Raw genomic sequence first — 18742 nt, forward strand, 5'->3', positions numbered from 1 at the left:
TTTCACGACAAGTATGCACCATTTTTTACAGCGGATCAGGCAAATAGTAAGATTTTATCTCATAAGAAAGGGAACGTCCGATTTAGACGTTCCTTTTTTTATTTCTGTCATACACCTGTTAACCACATAAGAGCGGTATTTTAATTCACCAGTGTACTTGCAGTTTATTACCATTCGGGTCGTAAAAATGGAAAAAAGAATGGCCATGATCTTCTTTTATATCATCAGTCTTTACTTGATGATCAAGTAAATGCTGATGAAATTCAAATAATTCCGGACTTGTAAAACCAATGCTAAATTCCTGTCTATTGTCTATTGTAAAATGAGCAAATGTTTCATCCTCTGATGGAATTAAGATCACTAAAAACGGTCCTTCATTTACTTTTAAAACGGCGCGTTCTCCGGTAATATTCAGCAATTGAAAGCCAAGTATATCTTCATACCATTGTGCAGACCGGTCTAAATCTTTTACAGGAATTCTAATATAATGCACTTGATCAATAAATGATTTGCTCATCGTTTCCTCTCCCTTATCTCATCTGGTACATGAATAAGTTCCCTATGCATTCAGTTTTTTCCTTCCATTCGATTAAATGAATCTCCGCTTTGGAATAATAACGTTCTGACACTTTCGATTAATACCAGAAGAGAAGGAGCTACATTTATAACCTTTTGAATTTTCATCAAAGGTCATCTTAGTTATTTCGATGCAATTAAATAAACTCCACGAACTCAAATCCTGTTTAATATCACTGGTTGATTCACTGTGACCAACTAACCACCCGATCCTCTAAAACTGATCTTTCCATTCCCTCAAAGATTCAGCACTGATTTTCTCTATGTAACCGCCATCAACCGCCTCTTCAATTAATGTATCAAAATTCGTCAGCGAGAAATACGGTACACCGGCTGATTCAAAGTTGTCCTTCGCTTTTTTAAAACCATATGTAAACAGACTCACAACGCCGGCTACTTCCACTCCTGCTTCTTGCAGTGCCTGAACGGCTTCCAAGCTGCTTCCGCCTGTTGAGATCAGATCTTCTATGACGACGGCTTTTTCAGCTGTCAGCACTTTGCCTTCGATCTGATTTCCTTTGCCATGTTTTTTGGCAGATGAGCGGATATAGTTCATCGGTAGACCCATTTTTTCACTGACCCAGGCTGCATGCGGGATTCCTGCTGTTGCAGTACCCGCGATAACACCTGCATCAGGAAACTTTTGTTCGATCAGTTCCTTGAACAGATCAGCTGCATAAGATCTCACTTCAGGATGAGACATGGTCAGTCGATTGTCACAATAAATCGGGGACTTGATACCTGACGCCCAGGTGAATGGATCGTTTGGACGCAGTTCTACAGCTTTAATCTCAAGTAACATTTGTGCAAGTTTTCGATTCATTCCAGACCGCTCCATTCATTTTTTATATCGTTATAGGCTTTTACCGGATCCAAACTTTGTGTGATGGCTCTTCCAACAACGATCGCAGTCGATCCAAGCTTATTTGCATCCTTTGGTGTTGACGTGCGTACCTGATCATGAAGATCTCCACCGGACAGTCTGATACCTGGTGTCAATCTGATAAAGGGGTCACCGACTGACAATTTGATTGCCTGGCACTCATGCGGGGAACAAACGACCCCGTCCAGACCTGACTTCGCAGCAAGCTCTGCATAGTGAACCACGGATTCCATCAAGGTACTCTGAATGTTTTGTTCATTTCTCATCTGATGCTCTGACGTTGATGTCAGCTGTGTGACTGCAATGATCGAAGGCCTTTTAACACCGGAGGCTCCCTGGGCCAGCCCCTCTAGAGCAGCTTCCATCATCGCCTGTCCGCCTGCAGCATGCACATTGACGAGATCCACTTCAAGTGAAGCGAGCCCTTTCATCGCTTTGCGGACGGTTGTCGGGATATCATGAAGCTTAAGATCAAGAAAAATGCGGTGTCCTTTTTCCTTCAGCTGATACAGCATGGAAGGGCCATTTTGGTAAAACAGCTCCATTCCAACTTTTACATATAACGGTTCTGAAAACTGATTCAAAAAGTGCTCTGCTTCCTGAAATTTTGCAAAATCAAGCGCGATGACCGGCTGCTTCTCCATGTCTCATCCAGCTCCTTCCTCTTAAATCAAGTATATGGTCTGCCCCGAGTTCATCGAGGATGGCCGGCAGCTCATGGATAATCTCCTGACAGACGAACGGATTAACAAAATTAGCCGTACCGACAGCCGCTGCACTTGCTCCTGCAGAGATAAAATCAATGACGTCCCAGGCTGAACTGATGCCGCCCATCGCAATGATCGGAAGGGATGTCTGCTGGCTGACCTCGTACACCATCCGGAGCGCAACAGGCTTAATCGCCGGTCCTGACAGTCCTCCTGTTTTGTTAGCAATAACGGGCTTTCCCGTTTTATGATCGAGCCTCATGCCAACGAGCGTATTGATCATCGTTAAACCATCCGCTCCGCCTTCTTCACATGCTTTGGCCATTTCTGTGATACTCGTTACATTAGGAGAAAGCTTTACATATACAGGAACCCGGGATACTTCTTTAACCCTTGCGGTCAGATTTCTGGCAGTATCAGGATCCGTTCCAAATGCAATGCCCCCTTCTTTGACATTCGGACAGGAGATATTTAATTCTAGAGCTGCCACGTTTTTCGCTGTGGAAATTTTTTCAGCCACTTTTATATAATCCTCTGCTTCCGATCCCGCGATATTCGCGATGATCGGAAGGTCAAACTGTTCAAGCCATGGCAATTCCGTCTCCATGACTTTTTCAAGTCCGGGATTTTGCAGTCCGATGGCATTCAGCATGCCTGAGGAAGTCTCAGCTACGCGCGGCACCGGATTCCCTGCTCTCGGATGAGGGGTCGTCGCTTTAATCATGATCGAACCTAATTCACTGAGATCATAAAACTGACTGTATTCCCGGCCAAACCCGAAGCATCCTGATGCCGGCATGATGGGGTTTTTTAAAGATAATCCCGGCAGCGATAAGGATAATCTATCCATAAATCAGCTCTCCCTTCCTGAAAACAGGTCCGTCTGTACACACTTTTTTGTAAGGAATATCAGGATCATGCACTTCGCACACGCAGGCCAGACAGGCACCAACGCCGCATCCCATACGCTGCTCCATCGAGACAAAGCCTGGGAGATGAGCAAGCTGTTCTTCAACAGCAGCAAGCATTGGCACCGGGCCGCATGCGTAAAAAGCGGCTGAATCTGACAGAGCGTGCTGTTCAATTACATTTGTCACAAATCCCTTTTCACCATGGGACCCGTCAGCTGTTGCGATAAACGTTTCACCAAGCCGGCTGAATTCATTTTCATAAAACACTGACTGAGCTGATTCAAAACCAAGGACATGTGTGACCGTTGCTCCATTTTTAATCAGCTGTTTAGATAGTTCGTACAGTGGCGGAACACCGATGCCCCCGCCAATCAGCAGCATCGATTTTCCTTTCACCTCTTCATTTACCGGGTATCCGGATCCGAGTGGACCGAGTACATCAATCGTGTCATAAGGACTTTCAGCCATCTGTTTCGTGCCAAGCCCTGATGCGCGGTAAATCACTGTCATCGTATTTTCTTTCTGATCGTACGAAGAAATACTGATCGGTCTGCGTAAAAGCGGATCATTTCCGGATGAGGTCTTAATATGAACAAACTGTCCAGGCGTCCTGATCAGACTCACAAGCTGACCCGATAACGTCATTTCGTATATTTGATGAGCGAGCTTTTTATTACCGAGCACCTTCATCTGCTCTCTGATCATACGAGTGCCGCCTTTTTCCCTGTTTTATTCATTGGCTTCATCGTAAAATTCATAGACTCAAGCACGCTCAGCATGGCTTCTGCCGTATCGAGTGAAGTCAGGCATGGAATTCCGTTTTCTACCGATTCACGACGGATTCTGAAGCCGTCACGCGCCGGCTGTTTGCCTTTTGTCAGTGTATTGATGACCAGCTGAATTTCACCTGACTGGATCCCGTCGATCAGTGTTTTGCCACTTTCTCCGATTTTACTGATTGTTTCATTCGGAATGCCTGCCTCGTTCAACACAGCAGCTGTCCCTTCCGTTGCGAGAATGTGATAGCCAAGCTGGTGAAAACGCTGGCCGAGTGCCGCCGCAGCCTCTTTATCTTTATTGGCAACCGTCATGAGTACAGACCCGTAATGACGGATGTTCATACCGGCTGCTGTCAATCCTTTATAGAGGGCTTTTTCAAGCGTCTCATCTTTACCGATGACTTCACCGGTTGACTTCATTTCCGGTCCGAGCGTAATATCGACACGCTTCAGCTTGGCAAATGAGAAGACAGGTACTTTTACATACACACCATTCACCGGATCGAGCAGCCCTGTTCCAAAGCCGAATGATGTGACGGATTCACCAAGAATGGCTTTCGTTGCAATGTTCGCCATTGGCACGCCTGTGATTTTACTCATAAACGGCACGGTACGGCTCGATCTTGGGTTGACTTCGAGCACATACACTTCGCCTTTTGAAATGACATATTGAATGTTGATCAGACCTTTAATGTTCAGTCCTTTTGCCAGACGGACTGTATAGTCTTCGAGGGTTGTCATCTGATCAGCTGTCAGCGTCTGCGGCGGATACACGGCAATGGAGTCTCCTGAGTGAACACCAGCACGTTCAATATGTTCCATAATGCCCGGGATCAGCACATTCTCACCATCACAGATCGCGTCCACTTCAATTTCTTTTCCTGTCAGGTAACGATCAATTAGCACAGGATGCTCCGGGCTTGCCTTTACCGCACTCGTCATATACTGACGCAGCTCCTGCTCCTGATAGACTATTTCCATCGCTCTGCCACCCAGCACGTATGATGGACGAACGAGCACCGGATAGCCGATTCTGTTGGCAATCGATACCGCTTCTTCCTCTGATACGGCCGTCTGTCCTTCAGGCTGCGGGATGCCTAACTTCTTTAAGGTCTTTTCAAACTGGTCACGGTTTTCTGCGCGGTCCAGATCTTCAAGTGAAGTTCCGAGGATTTTAACCCCTCTTTCAGCAAGGCCGTCAGCTAAATTAATGGCCGTTTGTCCTCCGAACTGAACGACTACCCCTTCAGGCTTTTCAAGGTCGATAATATGCATGACATCCTCTAGCGTCAGCGGTTCAAAATACAGCTTATCTGAAATGGAAAAGTCTGTAGAAACCGTCTCAGGGTTACTATTGATAACAATTGCTTCATAGCCGGCTTCCTTGATGGCCCACACAGAGTGTACCGTTGCATAATCAAACTCCACGCCCTGACCGATACGGATCGGACCGGATCCAAGCACGATCACCTTTTTGCGGTCGCTCACGACAGATTCATTTTCCTCTTCATACGTACCGTAAAAATACGGTGTGGAAGATTCAAATTCTGCTGCACACGTGTCCACCATTTTATAAACAGGGATGATGCCTGCCTGCTTTCGTCTTTCATAAATATCAAGCTCTGTCGTGTTCCAGCTTGTTGCAATGGTTTTATCACTGAAGCCCATTCTCTTCGCTTCATAGAGTGTTTCATCGGACTGACTGGCAGCCAGTTCTTTTTCAAATTGAACGATTTTGTGCATTTTATTCAGGAAGAAAAGATCAATTTTGCTCCAGTCGTGAATCTCTTCAACGGTCACACCCATTCTGAGTGCTTCACCGATATAAAACAGACGTTCATCTCCAGCCTTCCTGATTCGTCTCTCAATCCACGCTGGTTCGTGTGTGCCGATTTCAAGATGATACACATCATTTTCAAGGGAGCGGACTGCTTTTAGCAGAGATTCCTCAATGCTGCGTCCAATAGCCATTACTTCACCTGTCGCCTTCATCTGAGTGCCAAGATTTCGTTTGGCTGATTCGAATTTATCAAAAGGCCATCTCGGAATTTTAGTGACTACGTAATCGAGTGCAGGTTCAAAGCAGGCGTACGAGCTGCCGGTCACCGGGTTAATCATTTCATCGAGCGTCAGGCCGACTGCAATTTTAGCTGCGAGCTTGGCAATCGGATAACCGGTTGCCTTTGAAGCAAGTGCTGATGAGCGGCTGACACGGGGATTTACTTCAATGATGTAGTACTGAAAGCTGTCCGGATCAAGTGCAAGCTGTACGTTACAGCCTCCTTCAATCCCTAGTGCACGAATGATTTTCAGTGAACAGTCTCGAAGCATCTGATACTCCCGGTCGCTCAGCGTCTGGGAAGGGGCAACAACGATTGAATCACCTGTGTGAATACCGACCGGATCAATATTCTCCATGTTACACACAACGATTGCATGGTCATCCTTATCGCGCATCACTTCATATTCGATTTCCTTGAAGCCTGCAATGCTTTTCTCAAGCAGACACTGGGTAACCGGACTGTATTTTAAGCCTGATGACACGATTTCAATGAGTTCCTGATCATCATGGCAAATTCCGCCGCCCGTACCGCCAAGGGTAAAGGCAGGACGCACGATAACCGGGTATCCGATCTCTTTGACAAAAGCAAACGCTTCTTCAAGGTTATGAATGATTTCACTTTGAGGTACCGGCTCGTTCAATTCATTCATGAGATTGCGGAACAGATCACGATCCTCCGCCTGCTGGATCGCCGAAAGTTTCGTACCTAATATTTCAACCTGACATTCATCCAGAATGCTGCTTTCTGAAAGCTCTACGGCAAGGTTCAGCGCTGTTTGACCGCCAAGTGTTGGCAGCAGCGCATCAGGGCGCTCCATACGGATGATTCTTGAAATGAATTCAACCGTCAGGGGCTCCATGTATACTTTATCTGCAATTTCCGTATCGGTCATAATTGTGGCAGGGTTTGAGTTGACAAGAACAACCCGGTAGCCTTCTTCTTTCAGGGCAAGACACGCCTGTGTGCCTGCGTAATCAAATTCTGCTGCCTGACCAATGACGATCGGACCTGAACCGATCACAAGAATGGTTTTAATATCTGTACGTTTAGGCATGCTGCATATCCCCCTTCGCTGTTTCACTCATCAGTGCAAGAAACCGGTCAAATAATTCGTTCGCATCTTCAGGACCCGGTGCTGCTTCCGGATGATACTGGACGGAAAAAGCGAGTCCATTTTCGTGTGCAATCCCTTCAACAGTACCGTCATTTAATGCTTTGTGCGTAACCTGCAGTGCAGTTCCTTCAAGAGATTTCTCATCCACTGCATAGCCGTGATTCTGTGCCGTAATGGCGACTTTCCCTGTAGACAGCTCCTTAACCGGATGGTTGGATCCGCGGTGACCGAATGTCAGCTTAAATGTGTCCGCACCCCCAGCCAGTGCTAACAGCTGATGACCGAGACAGATGCCGAAAATCGGCACTTTTCCAATGAGATTTCTCACCGTTTCCGTTGATTCTGGCACCGATTTTGGATCCCCCGGCCCGTTCGACAGGACCACACCGTCAGGATTAAGGTGCAAGATCTCTTTTGCCGTCGTATGGTAAGGAACGACGATGACGTCACACTGACGTTTATTGAGTTCACGAAGAATACCGTGCTTCATTCCGTAATCAATCACCACGACGCGGTTTCCTCTTCCAGGACTCGGATAAGGTGACTTCGTTGATACTTGTTCCACCTGATTCACTGGAAATGATGTTGCTTTTAACTCCTGCACAACCTTTTCAACATCCGTTTCAGCCGGACAGATCTTTCCTTTCATCGTTCCGTGACTGCGCAGAAGACGTGTCAGCCTTCTCGTATCAACCCCTGAAAGTCCGGGAATCTTTTTTTCCTTTAACAGTTCGTCAATGCTTGCTTCACTGCGGAAATTCGATGGAAGGTCACATTCCTCTCTTACGATCAGCGCTTTAATAAATGGATGAATGGATTCAAAGTCATCCCGGTTGATGCCGTAGTTGCCAATCAACGGATACGTAAGCACCACCATCTGACCGCAGTAAGATGGATCCGATAAAATCTCCTGATAGCCTGTCATCCCTGTATTAAATACGACTTCACCTGACGTTTCTTCTGTTGCGCCAAATCCTTTTCCGTTAAATACTGAACCATCTTCAAGTACAAGAATCTTTTTCATTTATTTAACCTCCTGAAAGACAATTGTTCCGCTTTTGATCGTCATCACCGGTTTTCCTGTTACCTTTTGTCCATGAAACGGTGTGTTTTTTCCTTTTGACAGAAATTCGCTGCGTTCGATCACATGTTCTTTCCCGCAATCAAGCAGTACCAGATCGGCCACACTGTCCTGCTGAAGGCGCCCGGCCCCGAGACTGAACACTTCAGAAGGCTTTACTGCGAGCCACTCAATCAGCTGCTCAAGCGTCCATTTCCCCGTTTGAACGAATGCCGTATAGAGGAGCGGGAACGCCGTCTCAATTCCTGAAATACCAAACGGCGCCCGGAGCATGCCTTCTTTCTTCTCTTCTGCTGTATGAGGGGCATGATCTGTTGCAATGAAATCAATCGTTCCATCTTCGAGTCCCTCTATTAACGCTTGCTGATCCGCTTTAGACCTGAGCGGCGGGTTCATCTTAAAGTCCGCATGATCACCCGGAATATCGTGTTCATTTAATAAAAGATGGTGTGGCGTGACTTCTGCCGTCACGTGAATGCCTGCCTTCTTGGCATCGCGGATGACACGCACTGATTCCTTTGTAGAAACGTGACAGACGTGATAGTGACAACCAGTTGCTTCGGCCAGCAGCACATCCCGCGCAATCTGAACGGACTCACAAACGGATGGGATACCCGGCAGTCCAAGCTCTTTTGATTTCTCTCCTTCATGCATGCATCCACCATGAATCAGTGTATTATCCTCACAGTGCGCAACGATTGCTTTATTGAGTGAAGCTGCTTTTTGCATCGCCTTTAACATCTGATCGGCACTCTGTACCCCTACCCCATCGTCTGTGAAAGCAAAGGCTCCCGCTTGTGCCAGTGCATCCATATCTGTCAGTTCTTTACCTGCCTGATTGGTCGTAATGGCCGCGTAAGGCAGGACCGTGATACATGAATCCTGATTGATTTTTTCCTGTATGTTTTGCAGTGTTTCAAGGTCATCGGGGACCGGCCGCGTATTTGGCATGGCACAGACAGTGGTATAACCGCCTTTTGCTGCAGCCAGCGTCCCTGTTTTGATCGTTTCTTTTTTCTCCCCGCCAGGCTCTCTGAGATGTACGTGTACATCCACAAATCCCGGTGCAAGATACAATCCACCTGCGTCGATGACCTGTTCATTATGTAATGGCGTTAACGAACCGGTTTCTGTAATCGTTCCTTCTGAGATCCTGACATCTGTTACGCCTTTTTTAAATACGTTTGCCCCTTTAATGAATAAGCTCATGTTTTAATTCCTCCCGTTTTAAAAGTACGTATTGCAGCATCGCCATTCTCGTTGGCACGCCATTTTCCATCTGTTTGAAAATACGGGAGCGCGAACATTCTACGAGCTCATCAGCAATCTCAACGCCCCGATTCACTGGTGCCGGATGGAGAATAATGCTTTTATGCTTCATTCTCTTTTCGCGCTCCACCGTCAGACCGAATTCCTGATGATACTTCTCTTTTGTAAAGGACTCACCAAATGTGTGCCGTTCATGCTGAACCCGAAGCAGCATAAGCGCATCACTCGTTTTAACGGCTTCATCCATCGGAATAAAGGGAACATCCGGCATCTCAGGATCTCTCCACTGTTCAGGCCCTGTAAAGTTCACATCCGCTCCAAGCCTTTTTAAAGCAAAGGTGTTGGACCTCGCTACACGACTGTGCCGGATATCACCGGCAATGGTCACTTTCACGCCTTCAAACGTTCCGAATTCCTGATAGATCGTCAGAAGATCAAGCATGCACTGCGAAGGATGATGCCCCATGCCGTCTCCACCATTGATTAAAGAAATGGAGACTTGATCTTTCAGTGCATCAAAGTAACGTTCTTCACTGTGACGGATGACCGCTACATCCACCCCGATTGCTTCAAGCGTCTTGACTGTATCGTAAAGGGATTCACCTTTATGAACCGAGGCAGTGCCCGGGTCAAAGGAAAGGACGTTCATTCCAAGCTTTTTTTGTGCCATTTCAAAGCTGCACTTTGTTCGCGTGCTGTTTTCAAAAAACAGGTTCACTGCATATTTTTCAGGCATTGGAATCGGCTTCTCATGTTTCAGCACCTGTGCCTGCTGGATCACCTCAAAAATATCCTCAACTGATAGCTCGTCCATGGTTAAAAAATGCATTCTGATCCTCTCCTTCTTGATTTGAGTATGAAAAAACCGCCTTCTATGCTTTCAGAAGGCGGTTTTAGACAGACGGATCCCGTCAAAACCCCTTTGAAAGCCTCTCTGGACTTCATTTAAAAGGATTTAAGCAGCTTTATTCTTTTCGTTAAACAATGTTTCTTCTTCTTTTCTTCTGCCAGGCAGAATGAGGTTAAGTGCGATCCCGATGATGGCAGCAAGCGCCATGCCCGGGAGGACGAATGTTTCTGTAAATTGCACGTAAGCTCCGCCTACTCCGATAATCATGATCACAGATGCGATAATCAGATTTCTTTTATGGGAGAAGTCCACCTTTGCTTCGATCAGCATACGCAGACCGCTTGATGCGATGATACCGAACAGCAGGATCGATACCCCGCCCATTACCGGTGTCGGTATCGAGCTGATCAGTGCAGAGATTTTACCGACGAAACCGAACAGGATGGCCAGGACTGCCGCTCCTCCGATAACAAACACACTGAAGATTCTCGTAATCGCAAGCACGCCGATGTTTTCACCGTATGTCGTGTTTGGCGGACCACCAATCATCGCAGCGATCATCGTTGCAACACCATCACCGAGAATCGAACGGTGAAGACCCGGCTTCTCAAGAAAGTTTCTTCCTACCACTTTACTGACGACCATCTGATGCCCTGTATGCTCGGACAGCGTCACGATCGCGATTGGCACCATGATGATGATGCCGGTCCACGAAAATGCTGGTGTGTAATCAACAAATGGGATAAACAGATCAGGTACCGCAAACCACGGCGCATCTATTACCTGCTGAAAGTCTACAAGCCCTGCAAAAAGCGCTGCGATATAACCTCCTGAGATCCCGATCAAAATTGGGATCAAACCGAAAATCTTTTTAAAGTAAATCGATGCGATCACTGTAATCGCGAGTGTAATCAGCGCAACAGCAATATGCGTGCCGCTGTAAACGAAGTCTGCAGGGTTTTCAGCGAGCGGATTTTCGTACATGGCCATATTGACAGCAGTTCCAGCAAGCCCAAGTCCGATGACGATAATAACCGGCCCCACCACAACAGGAGGAAGAATTCTCATTAACCAGCTGACGCCGAATTTATAGATGAGTAAGGCGACAAGTCCGTAGGCAAGCCCTGCGAAAAAGGCACCGAGCATCGCGGCTCCGGGACCACCAAGCTGTGTAGCTGTTATAATCGGCACAATAAAAGCGAAGGATGATCCGAGATAAGCAGGAATCTGTCCTTTCGTAATCAGAAGATAAGCAAGCGTTCCGAGTCCGCTTGAGATCAGTGCGACAGCCGGGCTCAGTCCGACAAGCATCGGGACTAGAACCGTTGCGCCAAACATGGCGAATAGGTGCTGCAGGCTTAATGTCAGCCATTGATCCAACTTCGGTTTTTCCTCAACATCAAGTACCGGTTTTACTCTTTCAGTGTTTTCCATTTTTGATTCCTCCTATTAAAAAACCTCTTTGCCAGGCATGGCAAAGAGGCACAGGAAGACATACTTGTCCTCATGTATTCTCCTTTGCCAGCCTCTCTGGACTGCATTAAAGGATGTTACTTATAAATCGTTACCTGTTCATTTTTGTCGGTTTCTTTCAGCTCGACACGGATTTTTTCCTCACTGGAGGTCGGAATATTTTTCCCTACAAAATCCGCTCTGATCGGCAGCTCGCGATGTCCCCTGTCGATCAGGACAGCCAGCTGAATCTGAGTCGGACGGCCGTTATCCATAATGGCATCCATCGCCGCTCTCACTGTCCTGCCCGTATAAAGAACATCATCAACGACAATGACTTTTTTATCCGTCACCTGCAATGACAGCTCTTTATTATGAACAACCGGTTCACCCGTTCCGTGTTTCTTTTCAAGATCGTCACGATACATCGTAATGTCCAGCTCTCCGACTGGAACCGTTACACTTTCAATCGCTTCGATTCTCTCTTTTAGACGCTCTGCAAGATGAATACCGCGCGTTTTGATTCCGATCAGCACGCAGTTTTCCACCCCTTTATTCCGCTCGATGATTTCGTGGGCAATTCTTGTAAGTGCCCGCTTCATCATCTGCTCATCCATGACGACTGTTTCCTGCATCTGACCATTCCTTTCACAAAAAAACCCCTCCGCCAAAGTACACGGAAGGGCAGACGGGTATTGAAATAGCCGTCAAATCATATCCTTCCCTGCCTCTCTGGACCGGATTAAAGGTTTCGCTCATTAAGTTGTTCTCATTGTATCGGGATCAACCGCAAAAGTCAACGGTCATTTTTAAGCATGTCGACAAATGTGCTGAAACTTTCCGGCGGCGGGCATGAAAATTCCATGTATTCATCCGTTGCCGGGTGAATAAATCCAAGTACACCGGCATGTAGAGCCTGTCCATTCAGATCAGGCGTTTTTCTTGGTCCGTATTTCGGATCTCCTGCAAGAGGAAAACCGATATATTTCAAGTGAACGCGGATCTGGTGCGTTCTGCCTGTTTCAAGCTCACATTCAACGTGTGTGAACTCCTTGAAACGGTCCAGTACTCTGAAATGTGTCACCGCTTTTTTTCCCTGATCTACAACTGCCATGCTTTGGCGATCCTTCGTATCCCGGCCAATCGGCGCATCAATCGTTCCGTATTCGTGCGGAATTAATCCATGCACGACTGCCTGATATTTTCTTGTAACGGTTTTATCGACGAGCTGCTGAACAAGCTTTTCATGGGCAGCATCGTTTTTGGCAACCATTAAAAGACCTGAAGTATCCTTATCAATCCGGTGTACAATCCCCGGACGCAAAACGCCATTAATGCCCGAAAGGTCCTTACAATGAGCCATCAGTCCGTTCACTAGTGTGCCGGAAAGATGACCCGGAGCAGGATGAACAACCATCCCTTTCGGCTTATTCACGACAAGAACATCTTTGTCCTCATAATAAATATCAAGGTTCATTTCTTCGGCTTCAATGTCAAGTGGTTCCGGGTCGGGAATCTCAATGGTGATTTCATCACCTTGAACCGCTTTATAATTAGGTTTCGTTTTAGAACCGTTTACGGTCACGTTACCTTCTTTGATCCATTGCTGTACCTGCGTTCTTGACCAGTCACCTTCAAGTCCTGCCAGAACAGCATCAAGGCGTTTGCCTTGTTCATTTTCCTGTATTAAGTGTTGAATGCTTTCCATTTTTCTTCCTCTTTTCCTGCACTTCTTCGACAATCATCTGGACGAAGAGCAATACTACTCCAATTGTAAGAGCGGCATCTGCAATGTTGAAAATAAAATTAAAGATCGTAAGCTGAAGAAAATCCACAACTTCCTGTCTGAAGATCCGGTCAATAAAATTCCCGATCGCTCCACCAAGTAAAATCATTAAACTGACACTGAACAGGACATTCCCTTTTGCATGCTTGTGAAAATAATAAAGAATGCCGCCGATCACAATTAAAGTGACAATATAAAACAGCCACATCTGTCCCTCAAGCATCCCCCAGGCAGCCCCTGTGTTACGGTGAGACGTCAAATAAAAGAATCCATCCACTACATTAATGGACTCCCCAACCTCCATATTCCGGACCACCAGAAACTTCGTCAGCTGATCCACTGCGATAATGAATAAAGCCAGCAAATAATAGATCACTTGTTTACCTCCGTATTCTCGTTGCAAACCCTTAACGTATTGTAGCACAATTCAACGCCGCAGGCATAACCACGTGAGAAAGATTTCTAACTCTGACAAAGATTTTGACTGATCCGGTTCAAACGTCCGTTTGAACCGCTTTTCAGGCGGAGCCTGAAAAGTCACAAAAGAGCATGAGCAGGCGAGGGAAAGCTCGCTTTCCCCTGCCTGCTCATGCTCTTTTGTGAGATCAGTCAAAATCGGATCAGGTAACAGCCCTTCTCCTAAAACGGTCCCGTAAAACCCGCAAAGAAAAAGCTGCCTGATCCAGCAGGCAGCTTTTTCACTAGTTCATTATTCTGCAGTCAAGTGAGCATAATGCTCCTTCACAACACCTGCACAGCGCGGGCAAAGTGACGGGTGATCACTGTCCTGTCCAACCTCAGTTGAAACCGTCCAGCAGCGGTCACACGTCTCTCCTTCCGCCTTCTCAACAGCCACTTTATGTCCCTCAAATTGAAGCGCTTCTGAAGGAGCTCCTTCAGCACCCTTCAATTCAAAATCAGACACAATAAACAGCTGCTTTAAATCTTCACTTACTGACGACAACAAAGCATGCGTCTTATCATCTGCATAAAGCGTCACTTTCGCTGACAGTGATTTACCGATCAGCTTCGCATTTCTCGCTTCCTCAAGCGCCTTCAATACATCATCACGCACATCAAGGAACGCGTTCCACTTATCAAGCAGTGCTTTTTCATTTTCAAACGTCTCAGCTACAGGCATATCTGTCAGCTGAACACTCTCCTCTTCCACACCCGGAATGAACGCCCAAACCTCATCCGCAGTATGAGAAAGAATTGGAGACAACAGCTTCACAAGAGATACAAGTGACTCATACATTACCGTCTGCATCGCACGGCGATCCTTGTGATCTGCTGCTTCGATATATAAAATATCCTTCGCAAAATCAAGATAAAACGAGCTCAGGTCTGTCGTACAGAAATTATTAATTGTATGGTAAATCGACGCAAACTCATAATTTTCATAAGAAGCGTTCACGGATTTAACAACCTGATTCAGACGGACCATCATAAACTGATCCACTTCTCTTAGCTCATTGAACGTAACAGCATTCTTTGCAGGTTCGAAATCGTCCAGGTTTGCCAGAAGGAAGCGCAGTGTGTTACGAATCTTTCTGTATACTTCTGCAACCTGCTTTAAAATCGGATCAGATACACGTACGTCAGCCTGGTAATCAACGGAAGCAACCCACAGTCTTAAAATATCTGCACCGAGCTGATTCATTACCTTAGATGGAAGCACAACATTTCCAAGTGATTTACTCATTTTGCGGCCATTTCCATCAAGTGCAAAGCCGTGGCTTAGTACACCTTTATATGGTGCTTTACCAGTTACAGCAACACCGGTTGTAAGCGAAGAGTTAAACCATCCGCGATACTGGTCACTGCCTTCAAGATACAGATCAGCCGGTCTTTGAAGCTCTTCTCTTGCCTCAAGTACAGACTGGTGGGATGATCCGCTGTCAAACCACACATCCATAATGTCTGTCTCTTTTGTGAAGCGGCCGTTCGGACTGCCTTCATGTGTAAATCCTTCAGGCAGAAGCTCATTCGCTTCTTTTTCAAACCAGATATTTGACCCATGCTCAGCAAACAGTGCTGAAACGTGACTGATCGTTTCTTCCGTAATAATCGCATCACCGTTTTCAGCATAAAAAACAGGAATCGGAACACCCCATGCACGCTGGCGGGAAATACACCAGTCGCCGCGGTCACGAACCATGTTGAACAGACGTGTTTCACCCCATGCAGGAATCCACTTCGTATCCTTTACTGCCTGCAGCAATTCTTCACGGAAGTTATCAATCGACGCAAACCACTGGGCTGTTGCACGGAAAATAACCGGCTTTTTTGTTCTCCAGTCATGCGGATAGCTGTGTGTGAAAAATTCAAGTTTTAACAGTGCGCCTGCTTCTTCCAGCTTTTCAGAAATAGGTTTATTCGCCGTATCATAAAATAATCCTTCAAAACCAGGTGCCTCTGCAGTAAACACACCTTTATCATCAACCGGACACAATACATCCAGTCCGTATTTTTTCCCGACAATAAAGTCGTCTTCCCCGTGGCCAGGTGCTGTATGAACGCAGCCTGTTCCGGCATCAGTAGTGACGTGCTCACCAAGAATGACAAGGCTCTCACGGTCATAAAGAGGATGCTGTGCCGTAATATGCTCAAGCTCAGCTCCTTTATACGTGCTGACAATCTCAGGTGATGTCCACTCAACCTTTTCAGTCACTTCTTCCAGCAGTTCCTTTGCTACCACGTATTGTTCACCGTTCTCTTTCACCACTACATAGTCAAGATCCGGGTGAAGGGCGATCGCAAGGTTAGCAGGAATCGTCCAAGGTGTTGTCGTCCAGATAACAAATTTCACACCTGCATCCAGTACACCTTTTCCATCCTTTACGTCAAACGCAACATAAATAGAAGGTGAACGCTTATCCTGGTATTCAATCTCTGCTTCAGCAAGCGCTGACTCACTTGATGGAGACCAGTAAACAGGCTTTTTCCCTTTGTAGATGTAGCCCTTTTTCGCCATATCGCCGAATACACGGATCTGCTGTGCTTCATACTCTGGGTTCAATGTAATATACGGGTTTTCCCAATCACCACGAACACCGATGCGCTTAAACTGTGAGCGCTGGTTATCAATCTGCTGGAGTGCATATTCCGCACATTTTTCACGGAATTCAGCCACTGTCATTTCTTTACGCTTTACACCCTTGTTTGTAAGAGCCTGTTCAATCGGCAGACCGTGTGTATCCCAGCCCGGCACATAAGGCGCGCTAAAACCGCTCATTGATTTATAACGTACGATAAAATCTTTCAGTACTTTATTCAGTGCGTGCCCCATATGAAGGTCCCCGTTCGCATACGGAGGTCCGTCATGCAGCACAAATAACGGTCTTCCTGCCGTTCTTTCCTGCACCTTTTTATAAATGTCCATCTCTGCCCATTTTTCCTGAATTTCAGGCTCGCGGTTAGGCAGATTGCCTCTCATTGGAAAAGCTGTTTTAGGCATGAGTAATGTATCTTTGTACTCCATTGTATTTCCTCCTTCAGTTCTCTTTCTTTAAAAAACAAAAAAGACTCCCCATCCCAAAAAGGGACGAGAGAGCCTTATGCTATCACGCGGTACCACCCTTATAGAAAAACAAAGTGCTGTTTTTCCACTCAAGAAGCTGTTAACGCCGCCACACGTCAGGGCTTACTTACTTTCAGCTCTGAAACTCCAGGATGATCTTCGTCTGTCCGTCCGCACCGGGCTCTCACCTTCCCCGGTTCGCTTTATGTCGGCTCAAATCAGATTACTCTTCCTATCAACGTATATCGTATTCATCAGTTTAATCATTTTTCAACAATCCTATTATAGTCAAACTGCTGTTGATCCGTCAATCATTCAATTATTCGTGCGGTTCCGGCTCAAGTCTTTTCAGTTCAGTCGTGTCGAGGTCATATTCCATCAGCTCATCCCAGTCTCCGTTATTGATCAGTTCAAGCTGTGCTTCAATCAGCATTTTAAAACGGGTACGGAAAACTTTTGACTGTTTTTTCAGCTCTTCAATCTCAATTGCGATCTTACGCGCTTTTGACAAGGACTCATTGACGATCCGGTCTGCATTTTTTTCTGCTTCCTTCACGATAAGTTTTGCTTCCTTATTGGCGTTACGCTTTACTTCCTCAGCTGCTTCCTGTGCAACAACGATGGATTTGTTCAGCGTTTCCTCGATCGTTGTAAAATGCCCAAGACGCTCTGTATGCATAGAAAGCTTTTCCTCAAGCTCTTTTTTCTCACGCAGAACGAGTTCAAAGTCTCTCATCACGTGATCAAGAAACTCATTCACTTCATCTTCATCATATCCTCTGAAACCTCTGCTGAAATCTTTATTATGTATATCCAATGGCGATAACGGCATCATTGCACCTCCAAAATTATTCATGTTGTCTTTCCATTATACTGATCATTCGACGAATTGTGTGACATTTCCTCTTTTTATCAGAATTTTTTAAGGGGCCTACTCCAAATAGAAAAAGCTTGTCCGGATCCTGTCTTTTTTAGTTGTTCCGAGATGTTCACCAATCCGGAAGCGTCCAAACTTCCTGACAGACACCATATCTCCCTGGTCACACTCAAAGGCGATCCGTTCTTCCACTCTGAAATTCACCTTCACTCTTCCGCTTTGAATAAGCTGTTGAGCTTTTTGTCTTGAAATCGACAGCGCAGATGCTGTAATTGTATCAAGTCTCATTGAAGAAACGAAAGCCTGCTTTTCCACCCATTTTTCCAAAGGAGTCCCTTTTTCGTCCCAGGAGATGGCTTCAGTTTTGACAGTCGCCTTACCGATTTGCGTGACATTCATCGATAAAAATGAAGACATTTCTTTTGTCGTGACAATTTGAACGCCATGCTCAGGGAAAATAATATCTCCGAGCTTTTCTCTTTTTATGCCAAGCCCCATTAGTGAACCAAGTACATCGCTATGTTCAACTGTGACAAATTTTTCAGGATAGCGGACCTGTAATAAAGACAGTTCAAAATCCTCAAATTGCGGTTCGAAATAAGATGGATAAAACAGCGCTCTTTTCCTCTCTGAATCACCGCCACCTTCAAAAGCAACCTGAACCTCTCCCTGCTGTCCTGCAAGTGACTGTACAATAAACTGCTGTCTCGGATCCAGAAAGTCTGTCAGCTTCGGTGCATACTTCATTTCCGTATCTGCTTTCCAGTCGAGAACCTGATCGATAAAATCCTTTTCCTCTTTTCGAAAATGCTGATAGACAGACATACACTTCACTCCTTGTAACAAATAAAGCCCGGTACCGCCAGAAGGC

At 46.0% G+C, this 18742-nt stretch carries 16 protein-coding genes and 1 other annotated feature; all 16 genes read right to left on the bottom strand.

The features are described from left to right. Positions 1-145: 145 nt before the first annotated feature. On the bottom strand, positions 146-517 hold the full coding sequence (locus tag H7968_RS07650) for a VOC family protein (RefSeq protein WP_227395580.1): 372 nt from the start codon (positions 515-517) through the stop codon (positions 146-148). A gap of 273 nt (positions 518-790) precedes the next feature. Beyond that, complete coding sequence (gene pyrE / locus H7968_RS07655; protein ID WP_227395581.1) at positions 791-1399, bottom strand: orotate phosphoribosyltransferase; 609 nt, start codon at positions 1397-1399, stop codon at positions 791-793. Next, entirely contained in the window at positions 1396-2103 is a 708-nt protein-coding gene (gene pyrF, locus H7968_RS07660) for an orotidine-5'-phosphate decarboxylase (protein ID WP_227395582.1), read from the bottom strand. Before pyrF ends, pyrE begins: the two co-directional genes overlap by 4 nt. Continuing rightward, the gene (locus H7968_RS07665; protein ID WP_227395583.1) at positions 2075-3016 is read right to left on the bottom strand and encodes a dihydroorotate dehydrogenase; all 942 of its coding nucleotides are present in this window, start codon (positions 3014-3016) and stop codon (positions 2075-2077) included. Before H7968_RS07665 ends, pyrF begins: the two co-directional genes overlap by 29 nt. After that, entirely contained in the window at positions 3009-3782 is a 774-nt protein-coding gene (locus H7968_RS07670) for a dihydroorotate dehydrogenase electron transfer subunit (RefSeq protein WP_227395584.1), read from the bottom strand. The genes H7968_RS07665 and H7968_RS07670 overlap by 8 nt, the downstream gene beginning before the upstream one ends. Then, positions 3779-6973, bottom strand: coding sequence for a carbamoyl-phosphate synthase large subunit (gene carB, locus H7968_RS07675; protein ID WP_227395585.1), 3195 nt, complete (start codon positions 6971-6973; stop codon positions 3779-3781). Before carB ends, H7968_RS07670 begins: the two co-directional genes overlap by 4 nt. Then, positions 6966-8057: a carbamoyl phosphate synthase small subunit gene (locus H7968_RS07680; protein WP_227395586.1), complete on the bottom strand. Its 1092-nt coding sequence runs from the start codon at positions 8055-8057 to the stop codon at positions 6966-6968. The genes carB and H7968_RS07680 overlap by 8 nt, the downstream gene beginning before the upstream one ends. Beyond that, positions 8058-9323 carry a dihydroorotase gene (locus H7968_RS07685; RefSeq protein ID WP_227395587.1) on the bottom strand — a complete coding sequence of 422 codons (1266 nt, stop codon included), beginning with the start codon at positions 9321-9323 and terminating at the stop codon, positions 8058-8060. It abuts the gene before it with no gap. Then, complete coding sequence (locus H7968_RS07690) at positions 9307-10212, bottom strand: aspartate carbamoyltransferase catalytic subunit (protein WP_227395588.1); 906 nt, start codon at positions 10210-10212, stop codon at positions 9307-9309. Before H7968_RS07690 ends, H7968_RS07685 begins: the two co-directional genes overlap by 17 nt. 126 nt (positions 10213-10338) lie before the next feature. Further along, positions 10339-11667, bottom strand: coding sequence for a solute carrier family 23 protein (locus H7968_RS07695; RefSeq protein ID WP_227395589.1), 1329 nt, complete (start codon positions 11665-11667; stop codon positions 10339-10341). A 116-nt stretch (positions 11668-11783) separates the two neighbouring features. After that, the gene (gene pyrR, locus H7968_RS07700; RefSeq protein WP_227395590.1) at positions 11784-12320 is read right to left on the bottom strand and encodes a bifunctional pyr operon transcriptional regulator/uracil phosphoribosyltransferase PyrR; all 537 of its coding nucleotides are present in this window, start codon (positions 12318-12320) and stop codon (positions 11784-11786) included. Between the two features lie 161 nt (positions 12321-12481). Beyond that, on the bottom strand, positions 12482-13393 hold the full coding sequence (locus tag H7968_RS07705) for an RluA family pseudouridine synthase (protein ID WP_227395591.1): 912 nt from the start codon (positions 13391-13393) through the stop codon (positions 12482-12484). Continuing rightward, positions 13359-13847 (bottom strand): signal peptidase II, encoded by a 489-nt coding sequence (gene lspA / locus H7968_RS07710; protein ID WP_227395592.1) that lies wholly within the window; start codon positions 13845-13847, stop codon positions 13359-13361. The genes H7968_RS07705 and lspA overlap by 35 nt, the downstream gene beginning before the upstream one ends. 333 nt (positions 13848-14180) lie before the next feature. Further along, positions 14181-16955 (bottom strand): isoleucine--tRNA ligase, encoded by a 2775-nt coding sequence (gene ileS, locus H7968_RS07715; protein WP_227395593.1) that lies wholly within the window; start codon positions 16953-16955, stop codon positions 14181-14183. Between the two features lie 56 nt (positions 16956-17011). After that, positions 17012-17242, bottom strand: a binding site (T-box leader). 71 nt (positions 17243-17313) lie between these two features. Then, positions 17314-17826 (bottom strand): DivIVA domain-containing protein, encoded by a 513-nt coding sequence (locus tag H7968_RS07720; protein ID WP_134372276.1) that lies wholly within the window; start codon positions 17824-17826, stop codon positions 17314-17316. Between the two features lie 99 nt (positions 17827-17925). Beyond that, on the bottom strand, positions 17926-18696 hold the full coding sequence (locus H7968_RS07725; RefSeq protein WP_227395594.1) for a YlmH family RNA-binding protein: 771 nt from the start codon (positions 18694-18696) through the stop codon (positions 17926-17928). Between the last annotated feature and the right edge of the window lie 46 nt (positions 18697-18742).

This window comes from Jeotgalibacillus aurantiacus (assembly GCF_020595125.1).
GTDB lineage: Bacteria > Bacillota > Bacilli > Bacillales > Jeotgalibacillaceae > Jeotgalibacillus > Jeotgalibacillus aurantiacus.